Source organism: Bradyrhizobium sp. 2TAF36, assembly GCF_052114925.1.
Taxonomy (GTDB): domain Bacteria; phylum Pseudomonadota; class Alphaproteobacteria; order Rhizobiales; family Xanthobacteraceae; genus Bradyrhizobium; species Bradyrhizobium barranii.
In genome coordinates, this window is the sequence record NZ_JBFRFR010000026.1 from 47,103 (window position 1) to 71,874 (window position 24,772).

Consider the following 24,772-nt stretch of genomic DNA (forward strand, 5'->3'; position numbering starts at 1 on the left):
ACACAAGGCCACCATCGACCGACCGGCCCGTCCAGCAGCCCGCGCGGATGTTGACGCGCTCATCCCCTGATGCCAGTTTCGTGATCGGTAGTGTCCGCAAGGACTCTTCAAGGGAATGCGGTGCGTCCACCTCAGTGGGCAATTCCGCGGCTGCCCCCGCAACTGTAGGCGGATAGCCGACGACCAAACGAACCACTGGAGCCCCGCTTGGGCCTCTGGGAAGGTGGTCGAAGGCGATGACCCGCGAGCCAGGAAACCTGCTACCAGCCATGGTCACGCGCGAACGCATTGGGCGGGGTGCCCTGATGTCGGACAAGTAGCCGGTGCATCCGCCGCCTGGGGCGAAGGTGGATGACTAAGGCAACCGCGGTGACGGTTTGTTTGCGTCGCCGCAGAGCGTTGTCGTGCAAAATCTTCATTTCCGTGCTGGCGCAAGGCCAGCGTTATCGCGTGCTTTCCTGATTACTCTGCTCTCGTCGGTGTCCTTGTCGTCCGCGGCGCTCGCGCAAAGCGCGGCGCAGGACAACCGCTCCCGGGAGGTCGGCCCGGTGATCGTGTCGCCGCCTGCGCCGCGACAGGCTCCTGCCGTCAGCCCCGGCACTCAGAAGCAGCGCGCGGCCCGGCGCGCCGCGGGACGCAATCGTGGCGCCCCTGCTGTCGCCGTTCCGGCCGCGCAAGCTCCGAGCGGGCCGGTACAGACGCCGCTCAATACGGCAGCCGTCACCGACGTCGGCTCCCGGCTCGGCATCACGGCGCGCGAGATGCCGGCGACCGTCGAGGTCATCGGTCAACAGACGATGCAGAACCTGGGCATCCGGACCACGACCGACGTCGCCAAGGCTGCAGTCGGCGTCACCGGCGGCGATGCGCCCGGCGCGCCCGCCATCTTCTCGATGCGTGGCTTTTCCGGCGACCAGATCTCCACGCTCTACAACGGAATCCCGATCGGGCCGTCGACCATGACCGGCCGTCCCATGGACGTGGCTGGTCTCCAGCAGGTCGAGATCATCAAGGGACCGGACTCGCTGGTGGCGGGCCTCGGTGCGACCGGCGGCGCCATCAACTACGTGAACAAGGCGCCGCACACCGGACCAATCGTCAACGACGCCTTCACTTCCTACGATTCCTTCAACGGCTATCGCGCCGGTTACGGATCGGGCGGCAGCACGCTGATCAACGGCCTCGACTACCGCTTCGACATCAGCCATTTCAACAACAAGGGCTTTATCGACGACACCTATTCGAAGCTCAGCAACGTCTCGGGCCAGCTGAACTATCGCGTCAACGAGAACCTGAGGATCTGGGGCGCGACCGAATACAGGCAGGACAACGACCGCTTCTACTGGGGGACGCCGCTGGTGCCGGCGAACGCGCCGGGCATCGTGCCGACGTATGGCGTCGTCTCCGGCCTCTGGAGCAACTATTACCTCGGCGGCGGCACGCCGGTCCCGGTCACCATCGACGCGCGCACGCTGACCACGAACTACAACGTGCTCGACAATCACAGCGGCGCCAACGAGCTCTGGCTGCGCAGCGGCTTTCAATGGGACATCACCAACAACATCTCGCTGAAGAGCCTGGTCTATGGCTATGACGCCCACCGGCACTGGTTCAACAACGAGATCTCGTCGTTTGACCAGACCGTAGGCAATTTCGCAGGCGCGCAGAGCATCTACCGCGAGCGCCTGGCGCTCGATCACGCGCAGCGGCTCTACGGCAACATCACCGACCTCACCGTCAATTCCAATCTCGGCGGAATGGACAATCGCTTCGTCGCCACCGTGGCGGCGAGCAGCAACCAGTTCAACGTCTCGCAGGACACGCTGTTCTTCAATGACTACGTCGACCTCCTCAATCCGGACCGCGGCCTCTACGGCCCGCGCAGCGACGAGAAGATCTACACCCATCTCGACACCGCCTCGCTGTCGTTCGAGGACCGGCTCAAGCTGACCTCGACCTTTGCGCTGATCGGCGGCATCCGTTTTGAGAATATCGAGCTGTCGCGGACCCGCTTCGACGAGAATGGCCTCCTGAAAGCCAACTATCCTTTCTCGAAGACGTTCAATCCGGTCACCGGACGCATCGGCTACACCTGGGACATCGCGCCCGGCGTGATGCTTTACAGCCAGTACGCGACGGCAGCCGACCCGACGGTGGCGAACATCTTCATCCTCAGGCCCACGACGCCGCTGCTGCTCACGACGTCGCGGACCTACGAGACCGGCGTGAAGCTGCTGTCGGCCGACAGGCGCGCGGAGGCCACGTTCTCGGCCTTCGACATCGAGCGCAAGAACGTCTACGTCCCCGAAAGCGGCATCCTCTTCAACGTCGCCGGCAAGATGGCCTCCAAGGGCGTCGAGATCGCCGCCGCGGTCAATCCGGTCGCGGGCCTGAAACTATGGGGCAACGTCGCCTTCGTGCAGTCGCGCTTCATCGACTTCACCTATGTCGACGGCAATGGCGACTTCCAGTCCTATTCGGGCAAGACGCCGCCCAACGTTCCCAACTTCATCGCCAACGCCGGCGCCTCCTATCGCTTCGACACGAAGCTGCCGGTCGAGATCGGCGGCCTCGTCCGTCACGTCGGCGACCGCTTCAACTTCCAGGACAATCTGGTCACGATGGACGCCTACACGATCTTCGACGCATACGCGTTCGTCGATATTCCAAAAGCCTATTTCCCGGGCGTCGACCAGACCCGGATCAGCTTTCGCGTGAGGAACCTGACCAACAAGCTCTACGCGGCCTGGGGCGATCCGGGTTACACCGACCAGATCATCCTGGGCGCGCCGCGCAGCTACGAGATCGCGGCTTCGTTCAAGTGGTAGTCGCGGATCACCTCGCCCGCGCCGTGGCAGGAGTTGTCACGCGACAGTAGGACGCAATCGCAAATCGATTGCGCCGTTGAAGCCGCAGGTCTCGAGAGCTATCGATCAACGAGACCTGTCTTCCATCGGGAGGAACGCATGAGCACCATCACCGGCGGTTGTCACTGCGGCGCGATCCGCTATCAGGTCGAGGGCGAAGCGATCGTGCACGCGCTGTGTCACTGCCGCGATTGCAGGCTTCACGCGGGCGCTCCCGTCGTCGGCTGGACGATGTACGCGGACGATGCCGTCAAGGTGACCAAGGGCGAGCCCAAGGTGTATCACTCCTCGGAAAATGCCCGGCGGCACTTTTGCGGCGACTGCGGAACCGGCCTGTTTTATGTCAATGCCGACATGTTGCCCGGGGTCATCGACGTCCAGAGCGCGACCTACGACGATCCCGATGCCGTACCGGCGACGATGCACATCCAGGTCGCAGAGCGCCTTCGATGGATGGAGCGCGCGCACGAACTGCCGACATTCGACCGCTATCCTCCGCCACCGTAGCGGCGCGCGCGAAGCGTTCGCCGTCTAGATGGAACCGCACAAGCACCATCTTGCAACGACCGGACGATTTCACGTACATTCATCGGCGTGGGGACGAAGCAGACTCCCCGTGAGACCTCGGTCCAAGCTCTGCGCAGCACGCCATTCGTGGAGCTTGCGCATGGATACCGAACGCCACCCTCCTCTCCGCCATACCGTTGCCATCCTCTCCCGCGGCGATGCAGCCGCGCGCCGGGACGCGACGGCGCAAAACAGCCGCTTCGTTCGCGTTTTCGAAGCACTCGCCGCGGTCGGCATCGAAGCCCGGCCGGTGATCTACGACGAGATTTTCGCCGACGCCGCGCGCGATCAACTGCTCGCCGTCGATGGCGTGCTCGTCTGGGTCGATCCGATCCATCAAGGCAAGACGCGCGAGGCCCTCGACCCGCTGCTTCGCGACGTTGCGGCGCAAGGGCCGTGGGTAAGCGCCCATCCCGACGTGATCCTGAAGATGGGCGTCAAGGACGTGCTCTACCGAACGCGTCACCTCGGCTGGGGAGCCGACACGCACCGCTATGACACCGCCGCAAGCTTCCGCGCCGAATTTCCTTCGCGCCTTCAGGCGAATGGTCCGCGCGTGCTCAAGCAAAATCGCGGCAATGGTGGCCAGGGGGTGTGGAAGGTGGAGGCCCTGCCCAACGTGGACGCCATGGTTCGCGTGCTGCATGCCCAACGCGGCAGTCTACCCGAGGACATTCCGCTCGATGCCTTGCTCGCCCGCTGCGAACCGTATTTCGGATGGGGCGGCTGCATCATCGACCAGGCGTTCCAACCCCGCCTACCCGACGGCATGATCCGCTGCTACATGAGCGGCGCCAAGGTCGCGGGCTTCGGGCATCAATTGATCAAGGCCCTGATCCCGCCGCCGCCGGAAGGCCCCGACGCACCCGAGGCTCAGCCGGGCCCACGGATCATGCACGGACCCGCTGCTTCGCAATTCCAGGCGCTCCGAAGAGCGATGGAGGACGAATGGACGCCGCAGCTGATGGGCACGCTCGGCATCGACGAGCCGTCGCTGCCGGTGATCTGGGACGCCGACTTCCTGTACGGGCCCCGCGACGCCGCCGGCACCGACACCTACGTCCTGTGCGAAATCAACGCGAGCTCATGCTTCGCGATTCCCGACGACGCGCCGGCGGCAATCGCCCGAACGGTGAAGCACCGCCTGCTCCGGACTCAAGCAGTGCGTTCGGGCGTATAACCGGCGGCCTGGCTTCGACACCCTAATGCGCAGCGCAGCGGCAGCTTTCATAGGCGACGGGATCGTGGCTATTGACGATGCTCACGCGGTCGCCGTGGTTGAGCTTCAGCGCGCGCAGCCGCGCCTGGTTGGCGATCCGCATCTTGCGATCCATGTCGCCGCGGCGCTGGAAATAACCCAGCATCAACGGCACGCGCGGCGATGGGTCGAGCTGGGCGTGGTGGAAATAGCTGTCGCCGGCATGCAACAGCCATTTGTCACCTGATCGCACCGCGATGCCGCAATGGCCGAGCGTGTGGCCGGCGAGCGGGATCATCAGGATGTCGGCTTCCTTGTCGCCGAGCGCGCGCACGCCCTTGAAGCCGAACCAGTCCTGGCCGGCCTCGCCATAGAAGGTCCAGCCCGGCCCATGGCTCCACTGCCCCGTGACATAGCGCCCTTCGGGCGGCGCGGGCTTGCGTAGCACCGCCATGTCGTATTCGGCGCGGTGGACGTGGATCGCGGCATGGGGAAAGTCMGGCACGCCGCCGGCGTGGTCGCGGTCGAGATGCGTCAGGAGCACGTGGCGCACATCGCCGGGTGAGTAGCCGAGCGCCTTCACCTGCTCGACCGCCGTCTCCGCCGGGTCCAGCCTCGGCGCGGTCTGGCGCAGCCATCGGCCACCCAGCCGATTGGGCGTTGCGATATCGCCGAGACCGATGCCGGTGTCGACCAGAGCGAGTCCGTCCCTCGTCTCGACCAGCAGGCAATGGCAGACCAGGCGGGCGCGCTGGAACAGGCCGCCGGTGCCGTTCACAAGGCGGCGGCCCATGGGGCACATCGTGCCGGTGTTGAGGTGGTGGATCTTCATGGCGCTTCCCTGCCTGTTGTGAGCAGGGCGCTGCTTGCCACCGGGCAATCCATAAGTAAAATATTGAATATTGATACTATCTCTAGGCATAACCTATGGACATCCGCGAGCTTCGCTACTTCGCCGCCGTGTATCGCGAGCGCAAACTGACCGCGGCGGCACGCGCTTGCTTCGTGTCGCAGCCGTCGATCTCGACCGCGATCACCCATCTGGAGGCCGAACTCGGCACCACGCTGTTCATCCGGCACAAGAAGGGCGTCGCGCCGACCGCCTCGGCCGAGCAGTTTCATGCGCTGGCCCGCCGCATCATCGACGAGGCGGACGCCGCACGCAGCCTCTTCAGGAAGCCGAATACGAAGACCACCGTCACGCTGGGACTGATGCGCACGCTCGACATACCCCGAACGATCGCGCTGCTGAAGCCGCTGACGGCGCGCACCGACATCGCGCTCCGCCTCGTCGGCAGCGACGAAGGCGCCGATGCGCGGATCATCTCAAAGAGCATGCTCCGCGCCGACGAGCATTTCGTCGCGCTGTGGAGCGAGCGCTATGTCGCCGCACTTCCGCCCTCGCATCCGCTGACGCTGAAGGAGAAGCTGCGGGCTGCCGATCTCGCCGGCGTCCCCCTGATCGACCGCTGCCATTGCGAGCAAAGCGAATTCTTCGGCCGGAGTTCACAACGAAGGCAGACCGCGGCGATCGCGCAATCGGAGGATTGGGCGATGGCGCTGGTCGCGGCCGGCGTCGGCATTGCGATCGTCCCGGAAGGCGTGGCGCGCGGCAATCCCGATGTCGCGGTGCGCGAGATCGAGGTCAGGGTCAAACGCGAGGTCGGGCTTGCCTACCGCGCCTCAGAGCCGCTGGCGGATGCGCTGAAGGATTTTGTCGGGAAACTTCAGAAGCAGCGGCGCAAGCCGGATCCGACCGGCCCACGGCGCAACAAACGCAGGAAGTCCTAGCCCTTCGAGATGACTGCGCGGCCATAGGGCGGCTGGGCCGCAACCGGCGGATTGGCGGTCTGGGCTGCGAGTTCGCCGATCAGGCGGTCGGCATCGGCGGCCATGCCGTCGGGCGCCTGGATCACCAGACGCTCCAGCGCCCAGCGATAGGACGAGACGCGCTGCTCGAGGCACAGCTGCACCCACTGGATGATCAGCGAGTTCTCCCGCATGCGCGCGACCGCATCCTCCCTCTCCCTTGGCGAGAGCTCGGAGACGCGCGCCATGGTCGCATCGCGCTTCCTGTCGAGATCGATGACGCGGATCGCGGAGCCGAAGAACGGCTCGAAACGGGTGATGTCGTTGCGCACGTCCTCGATCAGCTGCGCATAGCGCGAGGAATGCGAGCGATGCGGCTCGTCGATCAGCGTGCGCCCATACATAGTGCGGTCGAACACGACCTTCTGCTGCCAGGGCGACGGCAGCGCCTTGTAGTCGCCGAATACGCTCTTCCAGGCGGGCCGCGACAGCGGCGGCTCGATCATGGGATAGGCAAGATCGCGAAGCTGGCGCTCCGCGTCGGTGAGCTGGAATTGTGACGACTTCAGGCCAACGCTGCCGGTGGCCTCGGCCCCGAGCCAGCGATGCATGTCGTCGCTGCGCATGTCAGCGCGGGTGCGGCCGAAATCGCCGCCGCTGCACGCGCCGAGCGTCGCACCGACGAGTGCGAGCAGGACGGCCGTTACGACAGGCCGAATCTGGCGGATGGCATCCGGCATTGCAAAAGCCGGACGCTAGCGGCGACGACGACGGCGCCCCGGTGCTGTGCCCTGCTCCGGCCCGCGATCGCCGCTGGTTTCTTCCGTCTGGCGCTCGATGCGGATCACGGGGAGGATCAGAATCGTTCCCGTTTCCGTACGCGGCGTGGCATCCCCCGACGAGCCTGCCCGGCGACCGGCCGGAAATTCGATAATGGTCCCCATATCAGCTCTCTATCAATTGCCGCGCGACCGAGCGCGCTGGTGCAACGTGCGTTCATTAAGATCAGTTCATGGTTAACGGGGTGTAAACGCGCCTGCCGGACCGTAACTTCACGGGCGGCCTCCCGCGTCCCGTTGCGGGACGACAACACCTGAAATGATGGGGTCGACTTCACGCCTCGTTTTCCTTAACGAGCCTTTAAAGGAACCTGCGTTAGGCTCGCGGACGAGTATCTCTTCCAGGTCGCGTATCTCTCCATGACCAAGTCGCTGTTTCCCGGATTCGACGGGCTGATGAGCCTCTCCCGTCGCGAAGGCGTTGATGTTCGCCCGACGCTGCTGCGCGTGCTGACGGACCTCTATGTCCAGGCGCCCACCCACAGCGACGACGAGCAGCGCCAGTTCATCGAGCTTGCGACGCGGCTGATCGACCAGGTCGACGATGCGACGCGCGCGGCCGTCAAGGCGAAGCTTGCGATCTATCCGCAGACGCCCGTCCCGGTCCTGCAGAAACTCGGGCTGGTCGCGACCCAGGAAGGCCGCAGGGTTCCGCTCGCGCGCGAAATTCGCAGCTCGCAGCAGGCGGCTTCGCCTGCTCGCACGCCGACCGACGCCGAGTTGCGCATGGCCGCCAACATGGCGATGCAGCCGAAGGAAGCGGCCGAGATCCACGAGATGTTCTTCCGCGCCGATGCGACCCAGCGCGCGCTGGTCCTGCACAATCTGGGGCAGACCCCGCTGAGGGCCGCGCCGCGGATTCCGACCGTGCGTGCCAAGCGCGCGATCCAGATCCTGGAGATGGCGGCAATCGCCAACGATGTCGAGAATTTCACCTACGAGCTCGGCGACAGCCTGATCCTGCCCTCGCGCGTCGCAGCGCAGATCGTCGACGATGCCGGCGGCGAAGCGCTCGCGGTCGCCGCGCGCGCGCTCGACATGCCGAGCCCGAACTTCCAGCGCATCCTCCTGTTCTTCAAGCCGGAGATCGGCACGTCGGTCGATGCGGTGTACCGGTTGTCACGGCTCTACGACCGGCTCAGCGACCGCTCCGCGCTGGTGATGCTGGCGGCCTGGCGCGGCTCGACGCTCGCAGTCACGCGCGCAAAATACCAGTCGTCGCTGCATGAGAGCGAACGCCAGCGCGCGCGTGCGGGCGCCAATCAGACCCGGCCGGGCGTGCAGCCGGGCTCCGCGCCCGCGGTGCGGACGGGCACCGACGGATCGGACCGCTAGGTCTTCGCCAATTCGAGGAAGTGACGACCTTTGCGGTCCTCGGTCTCGACGATCCAGGCGTCCGGATCGAAGCGGATTTCCTTGGTGAGGCGCTCCTCGACCGCTGGCTCAGGCATCGGCTGCGCGGCAAGTGGCACGAAGAAGCGATCGACCGGCCGGCCGTCGTCATAGACGGTCTGCGGCGCCGGTACGTACAGCATCGCGTTGCCGTCGAGCAGCGACACCTTCACGAATACCGCGCCCGCCTCCTCGGCACCGCGACGACGCACCGCCCCGAACACGCCTTCGGTCTGGCACCGGCGCAGGTAGGCGGAAACCCAAATGTTTGATTTCAAACGCATGAAGAGCACGATAGGCCAGTGCTGCAATCAGCACCAGCCTTCGCACAACAATGACGCTTATTCGACGGGGTGGCCGATCGCGGCTCCGAGCTCGCGCAGCAGGCGGTCGGAGACCTGACCCGTCACCTGCATCTTGTGCTCGCGCTCGAATTTCTGGATCGCGGACTGCGTCTCTGCGCCCATCGTGCCCGTGATCTTCAAATTGCCATAGCCGTATTCGGACAGCGCGCGCTGCACGCCGGCGATACGCCGCGCGGCCGGACTCTGCGCGACGGGAATCGGCGCCGGCGGACGCGCGATGGCGACGGATTGCGGCGGCGCCGACGTCGTTTGCTTGACCAGATTGGTCATCGGATCGCCCGCGCGCGGCGTCGATGCCGTCGCCTCGACCGGCTTCTCGGGGGCCTTCTCGGCGGCGCGCTCGACAGGCTTGGGCTCGGCGCGGAATTCCGTCGCTCTCGGCTCCAGCGGCGAGGTATCCGCGCCGACGGGGCGCGGACGCGGCAAGGGGTTCGACAGCGGCACGGACGACGGCGCGGGAAGATTGATCACGGTGCCGAACATCGGCGCCGGATGCCGGCCGGTCTGAAGGAACAGCGCATTCGCAACGATCGCGCTGACTGCGGCGACGCCGACGAGACCGGCCAGCGTGTCCTTGGGACTGTGCAGCAGGATGCGCATCGCAAGATTGCGCTCGGTCTCGACATCGATGACCGCGGCCTTGGCGCCACGGCGGCGCGGAGCGGCTTCGTCCTTGGCAGACTTCTTAGGCACTTTTCTTCACCAGAGCGGGTTGGTCGTGAGATTGGTCCTGAAGCTCCTGGCGCGGCACCGGTGTCAGCGTCGCGATCTTGCTCTCGGCCGCCATTCTATCGGACGTCTTGGCCTGCGGCGGCGTGTAGACGAGCGGCAATCTGACGGTGACGGAGGTGCCCTCGCCGAGCCTGCTTTGTACAGTCAATTCGCCGAGATGCAACGCCACCAGACTCTTGACGATCGAAAGCCCGAGACCCGTGCCTTCGTGACGGCGCTGATAAGTCTTTCCGGCCTGGAAGAACGGCGCGCCGATGCGCTTGAGATCATCCGCCGCAATGCCGACACCGGTGTCGCTGATGCGCAGCGCGAGCTGCGATCCGGACACCGCGGCCGATACGGTGACCTGACCACCGCGCTCGGTGAACTTGATGGCGTTGGCGACGAGATTGAGCACGATCTGCTTGAAGGCGCGCGGATCGCCGGTCATGACAGGCAGGTCCTGCGGCGCATCGGTGATGAGGTCGATGCCGTTCTCCCGCGCCTTCAGCGCCAGCAGATTGCAGCAATGCATCAGAGATGCGCGCGGCGCGAACGGTTCCGACGCAATCTCGAAATTGCCCGATTCCATCTTCGACATGTCGAGGATGCCGTTGACGACCGACAGCAGATGCTGGCCGGAATCGTTGATGAGCTGGGCATATTCCTTGCGCTGGGCCGCACCCAGCATCAGGGTCTGCTCCTGCGCGATCATCTCGGAGAAACCGATGATGGCGTTGAGCGGCGTGCGCAGCTCGTGGCTCATGGTGGCGAGGAAGCGCGTCTTGGCGGCATCGGCCGTTTCCGCGGCGCTGCGTGCCTGATCGAGCGCCTGCTCCGCGAGCTTGCGATCGGTAACGTCGCGCATCACGCCGACGACTTCCGCCTCGCGCGTGGCGTCACCGTCAATATCCTGGCGGCCGATATCCTGGTCGAGCGGCCGGCAGCGCATCTCGACCCAGATGAAATCGACCTGGCCACGCTCCGATCCGGCCGGCTCCCGCCGCAGTCGGAACTCGACGCTGCGCACGTCGCCGCGCGCGGCATCGGAGAGCGCGGTGAGATAGGCCGGACGATCGGCGACATGGACGCGGTCGAACAGGCCGTGGCCGAGCAGCTGCGCGACAGGCATGCCGAGCATGGCTTCCACCGCCGGCGAGATGAACTGCACCGCGCCGTTGCGCCGATGCCGCGAGATCACGTCGCTCATGTTGCGCGCCAGCAGGCGATAGCGCTCTTCCTCGCGCAACAGCAGCGCAACGCTGGTGCGCGCGAGCGATTCCGCGCCGAAGGCGAGGCCCGCGGCATAGAGCGTCGCCGAGGCGACGCCGAACGCCATCAGCACGCCGCGTTGTGCGGAGCTGGCGTCTCCGGCCGGCAGCCAGCCGAGCTGGCCGGCAAGGATCAGGACGCCGGCGCAGGACAGCGCAAGCAGGGAGGCGAAGGCCGCGACGCGGCGCGAGGCCGACAACGCGGCTTCCAGGGGAACCACGACCAGCCAGATCGCGGCGAATGATTCGATGCCGCCGGTGGTGCCGGCAACCGCCATGATCAGGCCGGCGAGCGCCAGCGACGACAGCACATGGGCGCCTTCATAGCGGCCGGTGCGCGACAGGAACCATGACAGGAGAATGGGGGCGATCAGCCACGCGAAGGCGGCGACCTCGATCGCGCTCGGCGCACCGCGCGTGGCGAGATAGACCGGGAATGCGGCAAACGCGGCCAGGCTGCCGAGCAGCCGCGGCGCCATGAAGGCACGATGGCGCGCTCGCGTCAGCGCGTCGTAACGCGCGGAGGGATGCAGCAGTGCATCGAGACAATCGCGGATGATACTCAAAACTGTCACGGGTCTCGCGCTTCGGCCCACTCGTCGAGAAGACGTGCCGGAACGCCTCCTTATCGTTGAGCCACCGTGTCAGAGCGACCTTAAACGAGTGCTAAGGCAATGCGGCCCGCCGCCGGACACTGTGTCATCGCGGAGATTTTTAAGCGATTTGACCACGTCATCATCGGGGATGGTGAACACAGGGTTTCACCAGTCCCCGCATGGTTTCGAATTGGTGGACAAGCGGCGCCGGCGGAATCACGGGGCTCCGGCGTCAATCGAAAATTTACGACGTGGCGGTTCGGGAAGATTCTTGCGCAGATTTTCCGCGAATTAAGCGGAAGGCAATCACTTGCGATTTATCGAGAGTTGCTAGGTCCGGCGCCTCGCGGGCATCGCCGCGGCGGGATCTAACATACAGGTCGATAAGATGCGCTTTCTGCTCCGCATCACATTCTGGCTCGGGCTGGTGCTGGTGCTCCTGCCGCGGGACAAGACGCCCGAATCGGAGAAGCTGCCGCAGATCGGCGCCGCCGATGCGGTGCAGGCTGCGACCGCGGCCGTCTCCGACGTGACCCAGTTCTGCAAGCGCCAGCCGGCGGCCTGCGAGGTCGGCGGCCAGGCCGCGACCATCATCGGCCAGCGCGCCCAGGACGGCGCGAAGAAGATCTACCAGATCATCAACGACAAGAAAGAGCAGCTCGAGAAGACCGACAAGAAGGCGCCCGATCATACCGGCTCGATCGCGCTGGCCGGCGAAGGCGATGCCGCCTCGGGCGAGGCGCCGCGCGACACCCTGAGCCAGGACGACCTCGCGCTGGAATGGCGCGGCCCTGCGGCGGCGCCGGCGAATTAGCGCCCAAACCCTATCGATTTCGCCTCCTCGCATCCTTATATTGGCCTGAACGGAAACATTGGGCCAGCATGACGACGATCGACGAAATCAGGGACAATTTCGAGCTTCTGGACGAGTGGGACGACCGCTACCGGTACGTCATCGAGCTCGGCCGCACCCTGGAACCGATGCCCGAATCCGAGCATTCGGCCGAGAACAAGGTGAATGGCTGCGTCAGCCAGGTCTGGCTCCAGAAGCTGGTCGATCGCGATGGCGGCGCCCCGATCCTGAAATATCGCGGCGACAGTGACGCCCACATCGTGCGCGGGCTGGTCGCGATCGTGCTCTCGCTTTACTCCGGCCGCACGCCGCAGCAGATCCTTGCGACCGACGCGATCGCGGTGTTCAACGAGTTCGGCTTTCGCGATCATCTGACGCCGCAGCGTTCCAACGGCCTGCGCTCGATGGTCGAGCGCATCAAGACCGACGCGAAAGAGGCGCTCGCGGAAGCCACCTGAAGCGGTTACTTCCGCTTCCGCTGCTGCTGTCCCAGTCCCATCTGCTTTGCCAGTTGCGAGCGCGCCACCGCGTAGTTCGGCGCGACCATGGGATAGTCGGCCGGCAGGCCCCATTTCTCGCGATATTGCTCCGGCGTCATGTTGTACTGGGTGCGCAGATGGCGCTTCAGCGACTTGAAGCGCTTGCCGTCTTCCAGACAGACCAGATAGTCCGGCGCGATCGACTTCTTCAGCGACACCGCCGGTTTGGCCGGCTCGAGCGGCGCGGTCTCGGTGCGGCCTGACGAGACGCGCACCAAGGCGCCATGCACCTGGCTGATCAGGTTCGGGATATCGGCCGCCGGCGTCGGATTGTTGCCGACATAGGCGGACACGATGCTCGCCGTTAGCTCGATGAAATTCTTAGCCCCGTTATCCGACATGGGCCCGACCTCTCCCTGACCTTGCGTCTCGCCGGATTGACGACGCCGAAGTATTTCGTGTCAACAATACATTCGGCCGAAATAAGACGACTGACGAATATGAGCTGATTACTGACGAAGTGACAAGAACGATGGCGCTCTACTTGGACGCAGCGGCCTCAGGACCGCTGGTCGAGATGGGCGCGCAGTTCGTCGATCGAGGCGAAGCGCATCATGCCTTCCGGCATCTGCGCTTCGATCGAGCCATCGGAATAGAGCGAATAGGCCATGCCGTCGACGATACCCGATTTGAGCACGGTCACGGGCGCCTGCTCGACCGGCGTCGGTTCGGGCGGAGGCGGCGGGCCGGGCTCGGTAAAGATCGACGGCGAGCGCGGCGGCGGGCGACGCCCGGCGGCCGGCGGTTCCGGTGGCCGCATACGGTCCGGCCTCGGCCAGGCATCGTCGAAGCTCGCCGGCTGACTCTCCGGGCCGGCCGGTTCCGTGGGCTCGTCATGAGGCTGCGGCGGCAAGCTCTCTGTCGCCTTCGCCTCCGCGCGCTCGCGCTCCTTGCGGGAGGACGATGCGAACAACAGGTTGCGGCGGCGCGGCGCTTCCGGAGCCGCAGGCGGTGTCGGAGCTTCCGGCTCCGGCGGCGGTTCGGCGCGCGGACGCTCGCGCGCGGCGGCCTCGCTCTGCCACGGCGGCAGACCCGCGGCCGGTGGTGGCTCGGTTTTCGTCGCCGATGCCGGGAACGGCTCGGACACTGGCACGCCAGGCACCGCGAGGCCTGGCAGCACGGGCCTGACCCGAACCTCGCCCGGCGCGGCCGATCCGGCCAACCGGCGGGCGATGCCCTTCAGTTCCACGACCACGACGTAGAGGCCGGCCAGTAACATTCCGGAGCAGACGCCAATGGTGCCGGAGATTATGAGGGTGCTGCCGAGGCTGGCCTCCCTAACGGTGAAGCCGAACAGGATCGTAAGGAGGCCCGCCAGGACGGCGAAAATCCCCACAATCAACAATGCCAAGCTCATCGAACTCACCCCTGGTCGCGCAGCCGTGCGCGACACCCGTTGCGCCACGATACCGTCATACGGTGTTCCACGCCAACGGCGAATTAGAGCCTGCGTTCCTAAAGGGAAGGATATCAGGGACTTATTCACATTCCCTTCAGCTACGGCCCGCTACTTCTAACTTGCTCTCAACTGTCTGGATTTGCTGCGTCGCATCAGGATTTTAGCCATAATGCCCAATTACTTGGTAATGGAACTGCGCTATAGGGATTCCGGGGAAGTGGCCCGCGGGCACCAGCAGGGCCAAGAGGGGATTCCGGGTCACCAATAGCCATGACATCCATCACGACTTCGGCGATCGACACGCCTCTGCGGCGCTCGGTTGAACGGACTTGCGACGATCTCGCCATGCTGGTGCTGGCTGCGGTCGCCGTCATTGCAGGCTTGACCTTCCGCGACTACGGGCTCGGCTGGGACGATTACACCCACGCTGAATATGCCGACCTGCTGCTGCGCATGTTCGGTTCCGGCTTCAGGGACACCGCGGCGCTCTCCTTCGCGAATCTCTACATGTATGGCGGCGGCTTCGACATGGTCGCGGCTCTCCTGCACAAGGTCATTCCGCTCGAGCTGTTCGAGACGCGACGCCTGCTCGGCGCCACGGTCGGCGTGATCGGGCTTGCGGTGACGTGGCGGCTCGGCCGCCGCATCGGCGGGCCCCTTGCCGGTCTTGCCGCACTCCTGCTGCTCGCGCTCTGCCCGATCTTCTATGGCCACATGTTCATGAACCCGAAGGATGCGCCCTTCGCGGTGGCCATGATCATCCTGATGCTGGGCCTCGTCCGCCTCGCCGAGGAATATCCGCAGCCGTCGCCGCGCACGATCCTGATTGTCGGCCTGGGTGCCGGCCTCTCGCTCGGCTGCCGCGTCCTCGGCGGCCTCGCGCTGGTCTACGCCATGATCGGCTTCATGCCGCTGTTCCTGGAGGAGCTGCGCACCGAAGGCGCCCGCGAAGCAGCCCGCCGCTTCGCCCATGTCGTCTACGTGCTGCTGCCCGGCCTCGTGTTCGGCTATCTCGTGATGGGCCTGATCTGGCCGTGGTCRATCATGGAGCCCGGCAATCCCTTCGAGGCCCTGACCTATTTCTCGCATTTCTTCGAGAAGCCCTGGAAGGAGATGTTCGACGGCGCGATTGTGTCCGTGCCCGACATGCCCTGGTCCTATCTGCCGACGCTGTTCGCGCTGCAGCTTCCCGAGGTCATGCTGGTGCTGATGGGCGGCGCCGTGGTCAGCACCTTCGCGATGCTGCCGCGCCGCGAGGTTCCGGCGCGCCGCAAGACCATCCTCCTGATGCTGACGCTGGCGGCGACCCTGCCGCTCGCGATCGCGATGGTGAAGCGGCCGGCGCTGTACAACGGCATCCGCCACTTCGTCTTCGTGATCCCGCCGATGGCGGTGCTCGGCGGCGTCGCCTTTGCCTGGGCCATGGAGCGCCTGCGCACCAACCACCGCACCTGGCAGCCCGTCGTGCTCGCGACCTTCTGCTTCGGCCTCGCGCTCTCGCTGGCCGAGATGATCCGGCTGCATCCCTATCAGTACACGCACTTCAACCACATCGCCGGCACCGTGCSCGGCGCCGACGACCGCTTCATGCTGGACTATTGGGGCCTTGCGCTGAAGCAGGCCTCGGACGAATTGCGCGAGCAGATCGTCGAGCGGCAGGAAGTGGCGCCGGGCAACCGCAAATGGAAGGTCGCGGTGTGCGGTCCGCAGCGCCCGGCCCAGGTCGCGCTCGGGCCCGACTTCACCATCGGCTGGGATTCCAACGCGGCCGATTTCGCGATGACGCTCGGCGAGTTCTACTGCAAGGGCCTCACTGCGCCCGTGATGGTCGAGATCAAGCGCGACGACGTGGTGTTCGCCCGCGTCTACGACATCCGCGGCCGCAGCATTTCCAGCCTGCTGTCGATCCCGGCGCCGTAAAATTCTTCTCCCTTGTAGCCCGGATGGAGCGAAGCGAAATCCGGGGACAGCGGCCCCCGCATTACGTTGCGCTCCATGCGGGCTACGCGTGGCTGCTGCGATTTGACCGCCTTGCCGCCAGCCTCACCCGCGACTACGCTCCCTCCCCGCAACAACGATGTTCGGAGAGATAAGCCATGTCGCCAGCGGAAGCGCGCCTGAAGGAAGTGCCGTCGAACATGACGGAGGCGGAGTGGCAGCAACGGGTCAATCTCGCCGCCTGCTACCGCCTCGTCTCGCTGTATGGCTGGGACGATCTGGTCRACACCCACATTTCGGCGCGCGTGCCCGGCCCCGACCATCACTTCCTCATCAACCCCTACGGGCTGATGTTCGACGAGATCACGGCATCGAGCCTCGTCAAGGTCGACCTGCACGGCAACCAGCTCTCCGAGAGCGAGTACAGCATCAACCCGGCCGGCTTCACCATCCATTCGGCGATCCACGAGGTGCGCGAGGACGCAATCTGCGTGCTGCATCTCCACACGCTCGACGGCACCGCGGTGTCGAGCAGCGCGGAAGGGCTGCTGCCGCTCAACCAGACCGCCCAGCTCGTCACCCACGACCTCGCCTATCACGACTATGAGGGCATCGCACTCGACCACGACGAGCGGCCGCGGCTGCAGAAGGACCTCGGCGACCACAACCACATGCTGCTGCGTAACCACGGCACGCTGACGGTCGGCCGCTCGGTCGCCTCCGCGTTCGAGCGCATGTACCACCTCGAGCGCGCCTGCTCGATGCAGGTGCGCACGCGCGCGCTGGGCACGCCGGTCTATCCGGTCGAGGAGATTGCGATCGAGAAGAACACCGAGCTGCTCGCCAACCGCGACCGCGCCGAGCTGCGCGCCACCAACCTGGTCTGGCCGSCGCTGCTGCGCAAGCTCGACCGCGAGCTGCCGGGCTACCGGTCTTGAGATTTTCTGGATTTCGTGTAGGGTAGGTCTCAACACCCTCTACACGTTTCGGAATGAAACGCCGCCCAATTCCGGGCGGCGTTTTTATTTGGCCCCGCCGTCATTGCGAGGAGCGAAGCGACGAAGCAATCCAGACTGTGCCCGTGGAGGGATTCTGGGTTGCTTCGCTACGCTCGCAATGACGAGGAGAGAGTCTTCGTAGGGTCGGCAAAGCGACTTGTCCGCCGTAGCTCGAAGAGCGAAGGCGGAAGCGTGCCCACCTCTTCCATCGCGATCGCGGAGAGATGGTGGGCACCGCCTTTGCCCACCCTACGGCACCGCGCCTATTTCACGTCCGCGAGCGCCGCGAGGATCCGCGCCCAGGAGCGGATACCCTTCTGGAAACTGCGGAGGTCGTATTTCTCGTTCGGCGAATGGATGTTGTCGTCGTCCAATCCGAAGCCGACCAGCAGCGAGTCGAGCCCAAGCGTCCGCTTGAAATCGGCGACGATCGGGATCGAGGCGCCCGAGCCCATCAGCACGGTCTCCTTGCCCCACTCCTCGGTCAGCGCCTTGCTGGCGGCCGCGAGCGGTTTCATGTTCCAGTCGAGCGCCACCGCGGGCGCGGCGGAGTGATCGCCGAACTCGACCTTGCAGTCGCCGGGGATACGCGCCGTCACGTAGTCGCGAAAAGCCTTGCGGATCTTCTGGGGGTCCTGCCCTTCGACCAGGCGGAACGAGACCTTGGCCGAGGCATGCGACGGGATCACCGTCTTGGAGCCTTCGCCGATATAGCCGCCCCAGATGCCGTTGACGTCGCAGGTCGGACGCGAGGAGGCCTGCTCGATCAGCAGCCGGCCCTTCTCGCCGGCGGGGATCGACAGACCGATCGGCTTGAGGAACATCTCCGGCGTGAGGTTGAGCTTCTTCCACTGCTCCAGGATATCAGGCGGCAGATCCTTCACGCCGTCATAGAAGCCGGGGATGGTGATGCGGTTGTCGTCGTCGAACAGGCCGCCCAGGATTTTCGTCAGCACCCGGATCGGGTTCATCGCGCTGCCGCCGAACACGCCGGAATGCAGATCGCGATTGGCGGCGGTGATCTTCAGCTCTTCATAGAGCAGGCCGCGCAGCGACGTCGTGATCGCGGGCGTGTTGCGGTCCCACATGCCGGTGTCGCAGACCAGCACGTAGTCCGCTTTGAATTCGTCCTTGTTGGCCTCGATGAAAGGGACAAAGTTCTTCGAGCCGACCTCCTCCTCGCCTTCGATCAGGAAGGTGATGTCGATCGGCAGCGAGCCCGTCACTTTCTTCCAGGCGCGACAGGCCTCGACGAAGGTCATGACCTGGCCCTTGTCGTCCTCGGCGCCGCGCGCGACGATGATCTTGCGGCCGTCGGCATGGTCGGTGACGACAGGCTCGAACGGCGGACGGTGCCAGAGATCGAGCGGATCGACCGGCTGCACGTCGTAATGGCCGTAGAAAATCACATGCGGCCGTCCGCCCGCCCCGGTCTTGCCGACGATGGCGGGATGGCCGGCGGTCGGGCGGACTTCAGTGGCGACACCGAGGCTCGCGATGTCCTTGGCGAGATGCTCGGCCGCAGCCTTGCAGTCGGCGGCAAAGGCCGGATCCGCAGAGATCGACTTGATCCGCAACAGCGAGAACAGACGCTCCAGGCTGTTGTCGAAATCCTTGTCAATGTGATCGAGCACCGATTGAAGCTGCGCATTGGCCATGGTCGTATTCCTGACTTGTGAGTCTCAAGAGGTACCGGGTTTTAGCGCCGCCGCCGCCTCGGAGCCAGCCGCAACCGGCGGATGCCGGATGTGCCATGCGAGGCTACCTGCAAGAATGGCGGTCGCGACAAGGTTATTGCCCCAGGCCTGGATGACATTGGGAAACCACGGCAGCGACAGCAGCATGAGGATGCCGGCAGCGCCCAGCGCGAGCCAGGTTCCCAGCCGCACGCTCGGTCGCGCGTCGAAAGCGGCGCGATGCATCAGCACCGTCATCGGGAAGAACAGCCACATGAAGTAGTATTGCCGCGCCAGCGGCGATGCCACCGTCATCAGGCAGAACAGGATGCCGAGCTCCTCCGCATCCGAGCGCGCCGTTCGCCGCGCTTGCGACGGCATCACCGCGAGGAAGCCGAGCCCGAGCAACGCCGACAACGCCAGCACGATCAAGTTCGCCGTCTTGTAGTCGACGTCGATGACATTCATCGTGCGCGGTGACTTGCTGGGATCTTCCTGATTGTAGTTGATCGGCCGGACCAGACGGTGCGTGACGGCAATGAGGGACTGGTTGACCCACGACCAGTTCTGCTCGTCGCGCTGGCCAAAGCCCTTTTCCGAGCTCGTGCCGACCATGCCCTRGTACCAGGTCTTGAGCTCGGCCGCGTTGCGCTCGAAGCCGCGGATCGGTGCCGGCACGACATAAAGAAGGATGCCGGTGAAAGCGACCGTCGCGACGGTGGCCGCCCACTTCCTGCGCCAGATCAGATAGGGCAGCACCGCGATCGGAAACACCTTGATGGCGGTAGCGAGCGCGAACAGGAAGCCCGCGAGCCAGGACCGCTGACGCTGCAACAACCAGARGCCCCACAGCATCATCGCCAGCAGGACGAGGTTCGGCTGGCCGAGGTCGAACATGTCGAACACGAAGGTCACGGTGACGATGGCCGGCAGCGCTTCGAGCCACGGGCCGGGCCTGCGGCCCGATCCCGTCATGGCATTGGAGAAGTTGCCCGTGTACCACCATGCCACCACGTTCAGGATCGACAGCACGACATAGAGCGGGATCTTGCCGAACCAGCTCGGGATCGCCAGCAGGATCGCCGGCAGCGGTGGATAAATGAATTCGAAATACTCGCCGATCTCGTCGGGATAGAGCGATCCACCGTGCAGCACCTGCTGCCCGGCCCAGTACCACAGCCCATAATCCTTGGTCTTGCCGTGGCCGAAGATCTCGGGAACGASCACGTCGGCGGTCAGGAGGACGCAGCAGAACAGGAAGAGCAGATCGAGCGGCGCGCGCAGCGACAAGGCTCTGTGCGGGCCGAGTTTGTCTGATAGATTCGGTGATGTCACATTATGTCCCGTCGGAAACAAATAGCACGTAGCAGACCGACGGACGCTTGGAGAACCCCCCTCACCTGAATTTATGGTGTTCGGCCTCGCCCGGCGTGCGGGGCAATCGCATCCAAATACTCGCGAGATTTCGTCATGCCCGGGCTTGACGCAGTGGAGGCTTTAGTGCCTCAAATCCGGCTTCCCTGCCTACCTTCGCAGCAGCCCGCCGAGCGCGCCTCGCACCAGGGTGCGGCCGATCGAGCCACCGAGCTGGCCGGCGACCGACTTGCCGAGATTGGCCGCCATCCCCCCGATCACCTGGTTGGTGACCGATCGCGTCACGTCGCGCGCAATGACCTGGCCCGCCGACAGGCGGCCGCGCTTGACGTTGGTGCCGAAGATGGTGCCGACCATCGAGCCGATCTGGCCGAGGATGCCGCCGCCACCTCCGTCGGCCGCACCGGCATCGGCAGTCGCAGCCGTGCCGGCAATCCGCTTCTGGATCATCTCGTAGGCGGATTCGGCATCGACAGCGGTGTCGTATTTGCCCTTCACCGGGCTCGCATCCATGATCGCCTTGCGCTCTTCCGGCGTGATCGATCCGATGCGGGCCGATGGCGGCCGGATCATGACACGCTCGACCATCGTCGGCGTGCCGTTGCCTTCGAGGAAGGACACCAGCGCCTCGCCCTTGCCGAGCTCCATGATCACCTTGGCGGTGTCGAGCTTCGGGTTGGGCCGGAAGGTCTGGGCCGCGGCGGCGACCGCCTTCTGGTCGCGCGGGGTGAAGGCACGCAGCGCATGCTGGACACGGTTGCCCAATTGCCCGAGCACACGGTCGGGCACGTCGACGGGGTTTTGCGTCACGAAATAGACGCCGACGCCCTTGGATCGGATCAAACGCACCACCTGCTCGATCTTGTCCATCAGCGCCTTCGGCGCGTCGTTGAACAACAGATGTGCCTCGTCGAAGAAGAACACCAGCTTCGGCTTCGGCAGGTCGCCGGCCTCGGGCAGCTCCTCGAACAATTCTGACAGCATCCACAGCAGGAATGTCGCGTAAAGCCGTGGACTCTGCAGCAGCTTGTCGGCAACAAGGATGTTGACCATGCCGCGGCCGTCGCGGTCGGTCTTCAGGAAGTCCTTCAGCGTCAGCGCCGGCTCGCCGAAGAATTTGGTGCCGCCCTGGTTTTCCAGCACCAGAAGCTGGCGCTGGATGGTGCCGACGGTGGCCTTGGTGACGTTGCCAAAACCCTGAGCCTCCTTCTTGATGTCGGCAAGCGGGCCTTCCTCGGCGTCCGCCCCCTTCTTGCCGGCATCCGGCACGATGGCATCGAGCAGCGCGCGCAGATCCTTCATGTCGATGAGGGTCAGCCCGTTGTCGTCGGCGACGCGGAAGGCGACGTTGAGCACGCCTTCCTGCACGTCGTTCAGGTCGAGCATGCGCGCAAGCAGAAGCGGCCCCATCTCCGTGACGGTCGCCCGCACCGGATGGCCCTGTTCGCCGAACACGTCCCAGAACACTGTCGAGAACTGGTCGGGCTGGAACGTCAGCCCCATCTCGGTGGCACGCTTGACAATGAAATCCCTGGCCTCGCCGACCTCGGAGATGCCGGAGAGGTCGCCTTTGATGTCGGATGCGAAGACCGGAACGCCGGCGCGCGCAAATCCTTCCGCCATGACTTGCAGCGATACCGTCTTACCGGTCCCGGTTGCACCCGTGACGAGGCCGTGGCGATTGGCAAGCGCCAGCGTCAGCCATGCCTGCTCGTCTCCCTTGCCGACGAAGATCTTGTCGTCGGTGTCGCCGAGCTTGCTGTCCTGTGCGGTCATGCTTCTCTCTGATCTCTCTGCCGTGTTTCGCCTATTGAAACTCGAATGCACCTGCTCCGTAGTTTAACGCATGTCGCGTGCGGATTAAAACCGTTCAACGCGCCCCGAGCATGCGACATTGTCGGAAACATACCGCCGACATCAGCCGAAAGTAGGAATGACGCGTTCGCACCGCGGCAATTTTTCGCTGAATCCATCTCCGCTCTTGCATCGTTGCAACACTTTTCGCGCCTTCGAGAGTGAATCGGAACCTTGCGTACGTTCATCGCTTGTATTTCACATCGCTCCGGATCAAGATCATTTCGGAAGCAATACTCGGGCATGCAAACCGGCTGAGGGGCGGGCCTTATGGACGAGCTGATCGGGCGGCTGGCGTCGAACGCCAGCATAGATGGTGCTGTGGCTGAAAAGACCGTCGGCATTATCCTGGGCTTCCTCCGCAGCGAAGGTCCTTCCGAGAACGTCGAAGCGCTGATCGATCAGATTCCCGGTGCAGAAGCGGCGATAGAAGCGTCCAGGAGCGGCGGCGGACTGTCGCGGCTGATGGGCGGCGGCCTGATGGCCGTCGGCACGCGCCTGATGGGCCTGGGACTTGGCATGTCCGAGATTCAGAACGTTGCCCGTGAACTTTTCCGCTACGGCCGAGACAAAATCGGAGCGGATCAGATGGGCAAGATCATCGCGGGGACGCCGGGCCTCAGCCAGTTCGCCTGAGCGACGCTTTTCATATCGAGTATCATGACATATCCGATCTCCGAGATTGAGGGCCTGCCAGCCTTTGCCGCCAACAAATTGAAGGCGCAAGGAATCCGCACGACCGACGCGCTGCTCGAGGCGGCCTCGACCGTGAAGGGTCGCAAGGCGCTCGCCGCCAAGACCGGCATCAGCGAGCAGCAGTTGCTGGAATGGGCCAACGTCTCCGACTACATGCGCATTCCCGGGATGGGCCGGGCCAAGGTCGGCCTCGTCCGCGCCGCCGGCGTCACCACCGTGCGCGAGCTCGCCTATCGGAATCCGGCACGGCTGGCCCAGAGCATGCGGGAAGCCAACGTGAAGAAGAAGCTCGTCCGCATCCTGCCCTCGGAAAAATCGGTCGGCGACATCATCGCCAAGGCGAAGAAGCTGCCGCCGAAGATTACGTATTAGGGCATCTCCCTCGGCATACGACCTGCCGCGTTAGCTMTCGGTGTCATACCCCGCGAAGGCGGGGTATCCAGTACGCAGCGGCTCCTCCATATCACCGCACGGCCTCGGAATACTGGATTGCCCGCTTTCGCGGGCGATGACAGCGGAGGCGATCGATGCTCCGCGAACACATCGACATTCGCCCCCAATCCCACCTTGAATCCCCCCTCCCCGACCGCTAAAGCGGGCCGCATGAATGCCTCGCCCTCCCCATCCGTCCCGCCGGCCGGCTCGGCCGGGCCCGACGTGCTGCGGACGCTGCTGGAGCGGCCGATTCCGGCAGTGATGGGCGTGCTCAACGTCACCCCGGATTCCTTCTCCGATGGCGGTGAGTTCATCGCGCCCGAGCTGGCGCTTGCGCGGGTGCGGGCGATGATCGAGGCCGGCGTCGACATCATCGACATCGGTGCCGAGTCCACCCGGCCCTACACGGGCGCCCGGCCGGTGACGGCGGCGGACGAGCTGGCCCGGCTGAAGCCGGTGCTGTCAGGCGTGGTGGCGTTGGGCGTTCCCGTGTCGATCGACAGCATGAAGGCTGAGGTGGTGGCCTTTGCGCTCGACCAGGGCGCTGCGATCGCCAACGACGTCTGGGGCCTGCAGCGCGACACTGGCATGGCACAGCTTATCGCCGCGCGCGGCGTCCCCGTCATCGTCATGCACAACCGCGAGGCCGTCGATTCCGCCATCGACATCGTCGCGGACATGAAAGCGTTCTTCCTGCGCTCGCTCGATATCGCCGCCAAGGCCGGCATCGCGCGCGACAAGATTGTGCTCGATCCCGGCATCGGCTTCGGCAAGACGGCCGAGCAGAGCATGACCGCGCTGGCGCGGCTGCGCGAATTCGACACGTTCGGCCTGCCGATCCTGGTCGGCGCTTCGCGCAAGCGCTTCATCGCCTCGGTGTCGCCCTCGGAGCCGAAGGAACGGCTCGCCGGCTCGATCGCCGCGCATCTGATCGCCGCACAGCGCGGCGCCAAGATCATCCGCACCCATGACGTCGCCGAGACCTTGCAGGCCCTGCGGGTCGCGAATGCAATCGAGAGCAAGCAATGACCGATACGATCTTCGTCACCGGCCTGTCGATCCACGCCCGCCACGGCGTGATGGATCACGAGACCGAAGTCGGCCAGCGCTTCGTCATCGATCTCGAGCTCTATACCGATTTGTCGGAGCCGTCGCGTAGCGACCGGCTCGCCGACACCGTGTCCTACGCCGAAGTCGTGGCGACCACGACGGCGGCGTTCAAGAATACAAATTACAAGCTGCTGGAGCGAGCGGCCGGCGCGGTCGCCGATGCCATCCTGTCGCACTTCCCGCGCATCCGCGCCGTGAAGATCACCGTGCACAAGCCGCATGCGCCGATCGCCGCAATCTTCGACGACGTCGGCATCATGCTGACGCGCTCGCGGCATCCGTAAG

Annotated in this window: 24 protein-coding genes and 1 riboswitch; of the genes, 13 read left to right on the forward strand and 11 right to left on the reverse strand. The window is 65.0% G+C overall.

The annotated features are described in order from the left end of the window. Positions 1–71: 71 nt before the first annotated feature. Positions 72–279: riboswitch (cobalamin riboswitch) on the forward strand. Positions 280–479: 200 nt separating this feature from the next. The 3 genes from AB4Z51_RS16595 to AB4Z51_RS16605 all read left to right on the forward strand — a co-directional run bounded on the left by AB4Z51_RS16595 (position 480) and on the right by AB4Z51_RS16605 (position 4,614). Further along, the gene (locus AB4Z51_RS16595; protein WP_244623169.1) at positions 480–2,828 is read left to right on the forward strand and encodes a TonB-dependent receptor; all 2,349 of its coding nucleotides are present in this window, start codon (positions 480–482) and stop codon (positions 2,826–2,828) included. A 138-nt stretch (positions 2,829–2,966) separates the two neighbouring features. Then, a complete protein-coding gene (locus tag AB4Z51_RS16600; protein WP_085402715.1) occupies positions 2,967–3,374 on the forward strand; it encodes a GFA family protein in 408 nt (135 codons plus the stop codon). Positions 3,375–3,534: 160 nt separating this feature from the next. Beyond that, a complete protein-coding gene (locus tag AB4Z51_RS16605; RefSeq protein WP_085402714.1) occupies positions 3,535–4,614 on the forward strand; it encodes a Cj0069 family protein in 1,080 nt (359 codons plus the stop codon). Between the two features lie 22 nt (positions 4,615–4,636). Here the strand turns inward: AB4Z51_RS16605 and AB4Z51_RS16610 are convergent, their stop codons facing one another. After that, complete coding sequence (locus tag AB4Z51_RS16610; protein WP_135214853.1) at positions 4,637–5,464, reverse strand: MBL fold metallo-hydrolase; 828 nt, start codon at positions 5,462–5,464, stop codon at positions 4,637–4,639. Positions 5,465–5,559: 95 nt separating this feature from the next. Between AB4Z51_RS16610 and AB4Z51_RS16615 the strand changes: the two genes are divergently transcribed. Continuing rightward, positions 5,560–6,423 (forward strand): LysR family transcriptional regulator, encoded by an 864-nt coding sequence (locus tag AB4Z51_RS16615; protein WP_085402712.1) that lies wholly within the window; start codon positions 5,560–5,562, stop codon positions 6,421–6,423. On the opposite strand, the gene AB4Z51_RS16620 is transcribed toward AB4Z51_RS16615, so the two are convergent. After that, positions 6,420–7,181: a hypothetical protein gene (locus AB4Z51_RS16620; RefSeq protein WP_085402711.1), complete on the reverse strand. Its 762-nt coding sequence runs from the start codon at positions 7,179–7,181 to the stop codon at positions 6,420–6,422. The genes AB4Z51_RS16615 and AB4Z51_RS16620 overlap by 4 nt on opposite strands. A gap of 15 nt (positions 7,182–7,196) precedes the next feature. Next, a complete protein-coding gene (locus AB4Z51_RS16625) occupies positions 7,197–7,385 on the reverse strand; it encodes a hypothetical protein (RefSeq protein ID WP_014496746.1) in 189 nt (62 codons plus the stop codon). A 255-nt stretch (positions 7,386–7,640) separates the two neighbouring features. On the opposite strand from AB4Z51_RS16625, the gene AB4Z51_RS16630 reads away from it, so the two are divergent. After that, positions 7,641–8,615 (forward strand): DUF2336 domain-containing protein, encoded by a 975-nt coding sequence (locus tag AB4Z51_RS16630; protein WP_085402710.1) that lies wholly within the window; start codon positions 7,641–7,643, stop codon positions 8,613–8,615. Here AB4Z51_RS16630 and AB4Z51_RS16635 read toward each other — a convergent pair. From AB4Z51_RS16635 to AB4Z51_RS16645, 3 genes are read right to left on the reverse strand one after another with little or no spacing between them, the layout of a single operon-like run. After that, positions 8,612–8,956: a DUF1491 family protein gene (locus AB4Z51_RS16635; protein ID WP_063986550.1), complete on the reverse strand. Its 345-nt coding sequence runs from the start codon at positions 8,954–8,956 to the stop codon at positions 8,612–8,614. The two genes, AB4Z51_RS16630 and AB4Z51_RS16635, sit on opposite strands and share 4 nt — an antisense overlap. Positions 8,957–9,013: 57 nt before the next feature. Then, on the reverse strand, positions 9,014–9,730 hold the full coding sequence (locus AB4Z51_RS16640; RefSeq protein WP_085402709.1) for a peptidoglycan-binding domain-containing protein: 717 nt from the start codon (positions 9,728–9,730) through the stop codon (positions 9,014–9,016). Next, positions 9,723–11,594: a PAS domain-containing sensor histidine kinase gene (locus tag AB4Z51_RS16645; protein WP_085402708.1), complete on the reverse strand. Its 1,872-nt coding sequence runs from the start codon at positions 11,592–11,594 to the stop codon at positions 9,723–9,725. Before AB4Z51_RS16645 ends, AB4Z51_RS16640 begins: the two co-directional genes overlap by 8 nt. 409 nt (positions 11,595–12,003) lie before the next feature. Here AB4Z51_RS16645 and AB4Z51_RS16650 point away from each other — a divergent pair, with 409 nt between their 5' ends. Then, positions 12,004–12,429 carry a DUF5330 domain-containing protein gene (locus AB4Z51_RS16650; protein ID WP_063984586.1) on the forward strand — a complete coding sequence of 142 codons (426 nt, stop codon included), beginning with the start codon at positions 12,004–12,006 and terminating at the stop codon, positions 12,427–12,429. Positions 12,430–12,497: 68 nt separating this feature from the next. Further along, complete coding sequence (locus AB4Z51_RS16655) at positions 12,498–12,926, forward strand: SufE family protein (RefSeq protein ID WP_028149946.1); 429 nt, start codon at positions 12,498–12,500, stop codon at positions 12,924–12,926. Positions 12,927–12,931: 5 nt separating this feature from the next. Here AB4Z51_RS16655 and AB4Z51_RS16660 read toward each other — a convergent pair whose 3' ends face one another. Continuing rightward, on the reverse strand, positions 12,932–13,348 hold the full coding sequence (locus tag AB4Z51_RS16660) for a MucR family transcriptional regulator (RefSeq protein ID WP_063984587.1): 417 nt from the start codon (positions 13,346–13,348) through the stop codon (positions 12,932–12,934). A gap of 158 nt (positions 13,349–13,506) precedes the next feature. Further along, complete coding sequence (locus tag AB4Z51_RS16665; protein WP_085402707.1) at positions 13,507–14,364, reverse strand: hypothetical protein; 858 nt, start codon at positions 14,362–14,364, stop codon at positions 13,507–13,509. 312 nt (positions 14,365–14,676) lie between these two features. On the opposite strand from AB4Z51_RS16665, the gene AB4Z51_RS16670 reads away from it, so the two are divergent. Next, positions 14,677–16,326, forward strand: a complete 1,650-nt coding sequence (locus AB4Z51_RS16670; RefSeq protein ID WP_441497648.1) for a glycosyltransferase family 39 protein — start codon at positions 14,677–14,679, stop codon at positions 16,324–16,326. 176 nt (positions 16,327–16,502) lie between these two features. Continuing rightward, positions 16,503–17,282 carry a class II aldolase/adducin family protein gene (locus AB4Z51_RS16675; RefSeq protein ID WP_441497649.1) on the forward strand — a complete coding sequence of 260 codons (780 nt, stop codon included), beginning with the start codon at positions 16,503–16,505 and terminating at the stop codon, positions 17,280–17,282. Between the two features lie 323 nt (positions 17,283–17,605). On the opposite strand, the gene AB4Z51_RS16680 is transcribed toward AB4Z51_RS16675, so the two are convergent. From AB4Z51_RS16680 to AB4Z51_RS16690, 3 genes are all read right to left on the reverse strand, one after another. Further along, entirely contained in the window at positions 17,606–19,000 is a 1,395-nt protein-coding gene (locus AB4Z51_RS16680; RefSeq protein ID WP_085402705.1) for a M20/M25/M40 family metallo-hydrolase, read from the reverse strand. Positions 19,001–19,024: 24 nt separating this feature from the next. Further along, a complete protein-coding gene (locus tag AB4Z51_RS16685) occupies positions 19,025–20,308 on the reverse strand; it encodes a glycosyltransferase family 87 protein (protein WP_441497650.1) in 1,284 nt (427 codons plus the stop codon). A gap of 234 nt (positions 20,309–20,542) precedes the next feature. After that, entirely contained in the window at positions 20,543–22,168 is a 1,626-nt protein-coding gene (locus tag AB4Z51_RS16690; protein WP_085402703.1) for a helicase HerA-like domain-containing protein, read from the reverse strand. A gap of 348 nt (positions 22,169–22,516) precedes the next feature. Here AB4Z51_RS16690 and AB4Z51_RS16695 point away from each other — a divergent pair, with 348 nt between their 5' ends. The 4 genes from AB4Z51_RS16695 (at position 22,517) to folB (ending at position 24,771) form a co-directional block, all read left to right on the forward strand. Then, positions 22,517–22,882, forward strand: coding sequence for a hypothetical protein (locus AB4Z51_RS16695; protein ID WP_063984593.1), 366 nt, complete (start codon positions 22,517–22,519; stop codon positions 22,880–22,882). A gap of 24 nt (positions 22,883–22,906) precedes the next feature. Further along, positions 22,907–23,314 carry a DUF4332 domain-containing protein gene (locus tag AB4Z51_RS16700; protein ID WP_071915663.1) on the forward strand — a complete coding sequence of 136 codons (408 nt, stop codon included), beginning with the start codon at positions 22,907–22,909 and terminating at the stop codon, positions 23,312–23,314. Positions 23,315–23,545: 231 nt separating this feature from the next. Further along, positions 23,546–24,406, forward strand: coding sequence for a dihydropteroate synthase (folP, locus tag AB4Z51_RS16705; RefSeq protein WP_135214856.1), 861 nt, complete (start codon positions 23,546–23,548; stop codon positions 24,404–24,406). Next, positions 24,403–24,771: a dihydroneopterin aldolase gene (gene folB / locus AB4Z51_RS16710; protein ID WP_008553485.1), complete on the forward strand. Its 369-nt coding sequence runs from the start codon at positions 24,403–24,405 to the stop codon at positions 24,769–24,771. The genes folP and folB overlap by 4 nt, the downstream gene beginning before the upstream one ends. The last annotated feature ends 1 nt before the right edge of the window (position 24,772 follow it).

Excerpts from the sequence above, each read along its gene's own strand:
- AB4Z51_RS16625 (WP_014496746.1), bottom strand. The coding sequence starts at position 7,385 with ATGGGGACCATTATCGAATTTCCGGCCGGTCGCCGGGCAGGCTCGTCG.
- AB4Z51_RS16630 (WP_085402710.1), top strand. The coding sequence starts at position 7,641 with ATGACCAAGTCGCTGTTTCCCGGATTCGACGGGCTGATGAGCCTCTCC.
- AB4Z51_RS16680 (WP_085402705.1), bottom strand. The coding sequence starts at position 19,000 with ATGGCCAATGCGCAGCTTCAATCGGTGCTCGATCACATTGACAAGGAT.
- AB4Z51_RS16650 (WP_063984586.1), top strand. The coding sequence starts at position 12,004 with ATGCGCTTTCTGCTCCGCATCACATTCTGGCTCGGGCTGGTGCTGGTG.
- AB4Z51_RS16615 (WP_085402712.1), top strand. The coding sequence starts at position 5,560 with ATGGACATCCGCGAGCTTCGCTACTTCGCCGCCGTGTATCGCGAGCGC.
- AB4Z51_RS16635 (WP_063986550.1), bottom strand. The coding sequence starts at position 8,956 with ATGCGTTTGAAATCAAACATTTGGGTTTCCGCCTACCTGCGCCGGTGC.
- AB4Z51_RS16600 (WP_085402715.1), top strand. The coding sequence starts at position 2,967 with ATGAGCACCATCACCGGCGGTTGTCACTGCGGCGCGATCCGCTATCAG.
- AB4Z51_RS16620 (WP_085402711.1), bottom strand. The coding sequence starts at position 7,181 with ATGCCGGATGCCATCCGCCAGATTCGGCCTGTCGTAACGGCCGTCCTG.
- AB4Z51_RS16695 (WP_063984593.1), top strand. The coding sequence starts at position 22,517 with ATGGACGAGCTGATCGGGCGGCTGGCGTCGAACGCCAGCATAGATGGT.
- AB4Z51_RS16690 (WP_085402703.1), bottom strand. The coding sequence starts at position 22,168 with ATGACCGCACAGGACAGCAAGCTCGGCGACACCGACGACAAGATCTTC.
- folB (WP_008553485.1), top strand. The coding sequence starts at position 24,403 with ATGACCGATACGATCTTCGTCACCGGCCTGTCGATCCACGCCCGCCAC.
- AB4Z51_RS16660 (WP_063984587.1), bottom strand. The coding sequence starts at position 13,348 with ATGTCGGATAACGGGGCTAAGAATTTCATCGAGCTAACGGCGAGCATC.
- AB4Z51_RS16665 (WP_085402707.1), bottom strand. The coding sequence starts at position 14,364 with ATGAGCTTGGCATTGTTGATTGTGGGGATTTTCGCCGTCCTGGCGGGC.
- AB4Z51_RS16605 (WP_085402714.1), top strand. The coding sequence starts at position 3,535 with ATGGATACCGAACGCCACCCTCCTCTCCGCCATACCGTTGCCATCCTC.
- folP (WP_135214856.1), top strand. The coding sequence starts at position 23,546 with ATGAATGCCTCGCCCTCCCCATCCGTCCCGCCGGCCGGCTCGGCCGGG.
- AB4Z51_RS16700 (WP_071915663.1), top strand. The coding sequence starts at position 22,907 with ATGACATATCCGATCTCCGAGATTGAGGGCCTGCCAGCCTTTGCCGCC.
- AB4Z51_RS16655 (WP_028149946.1), top strand. The coding sequence starts at position 12,498 with ATGACGACGATCGACGAAATCAGGGACAATTTCGAGCTTCTGGACGAG.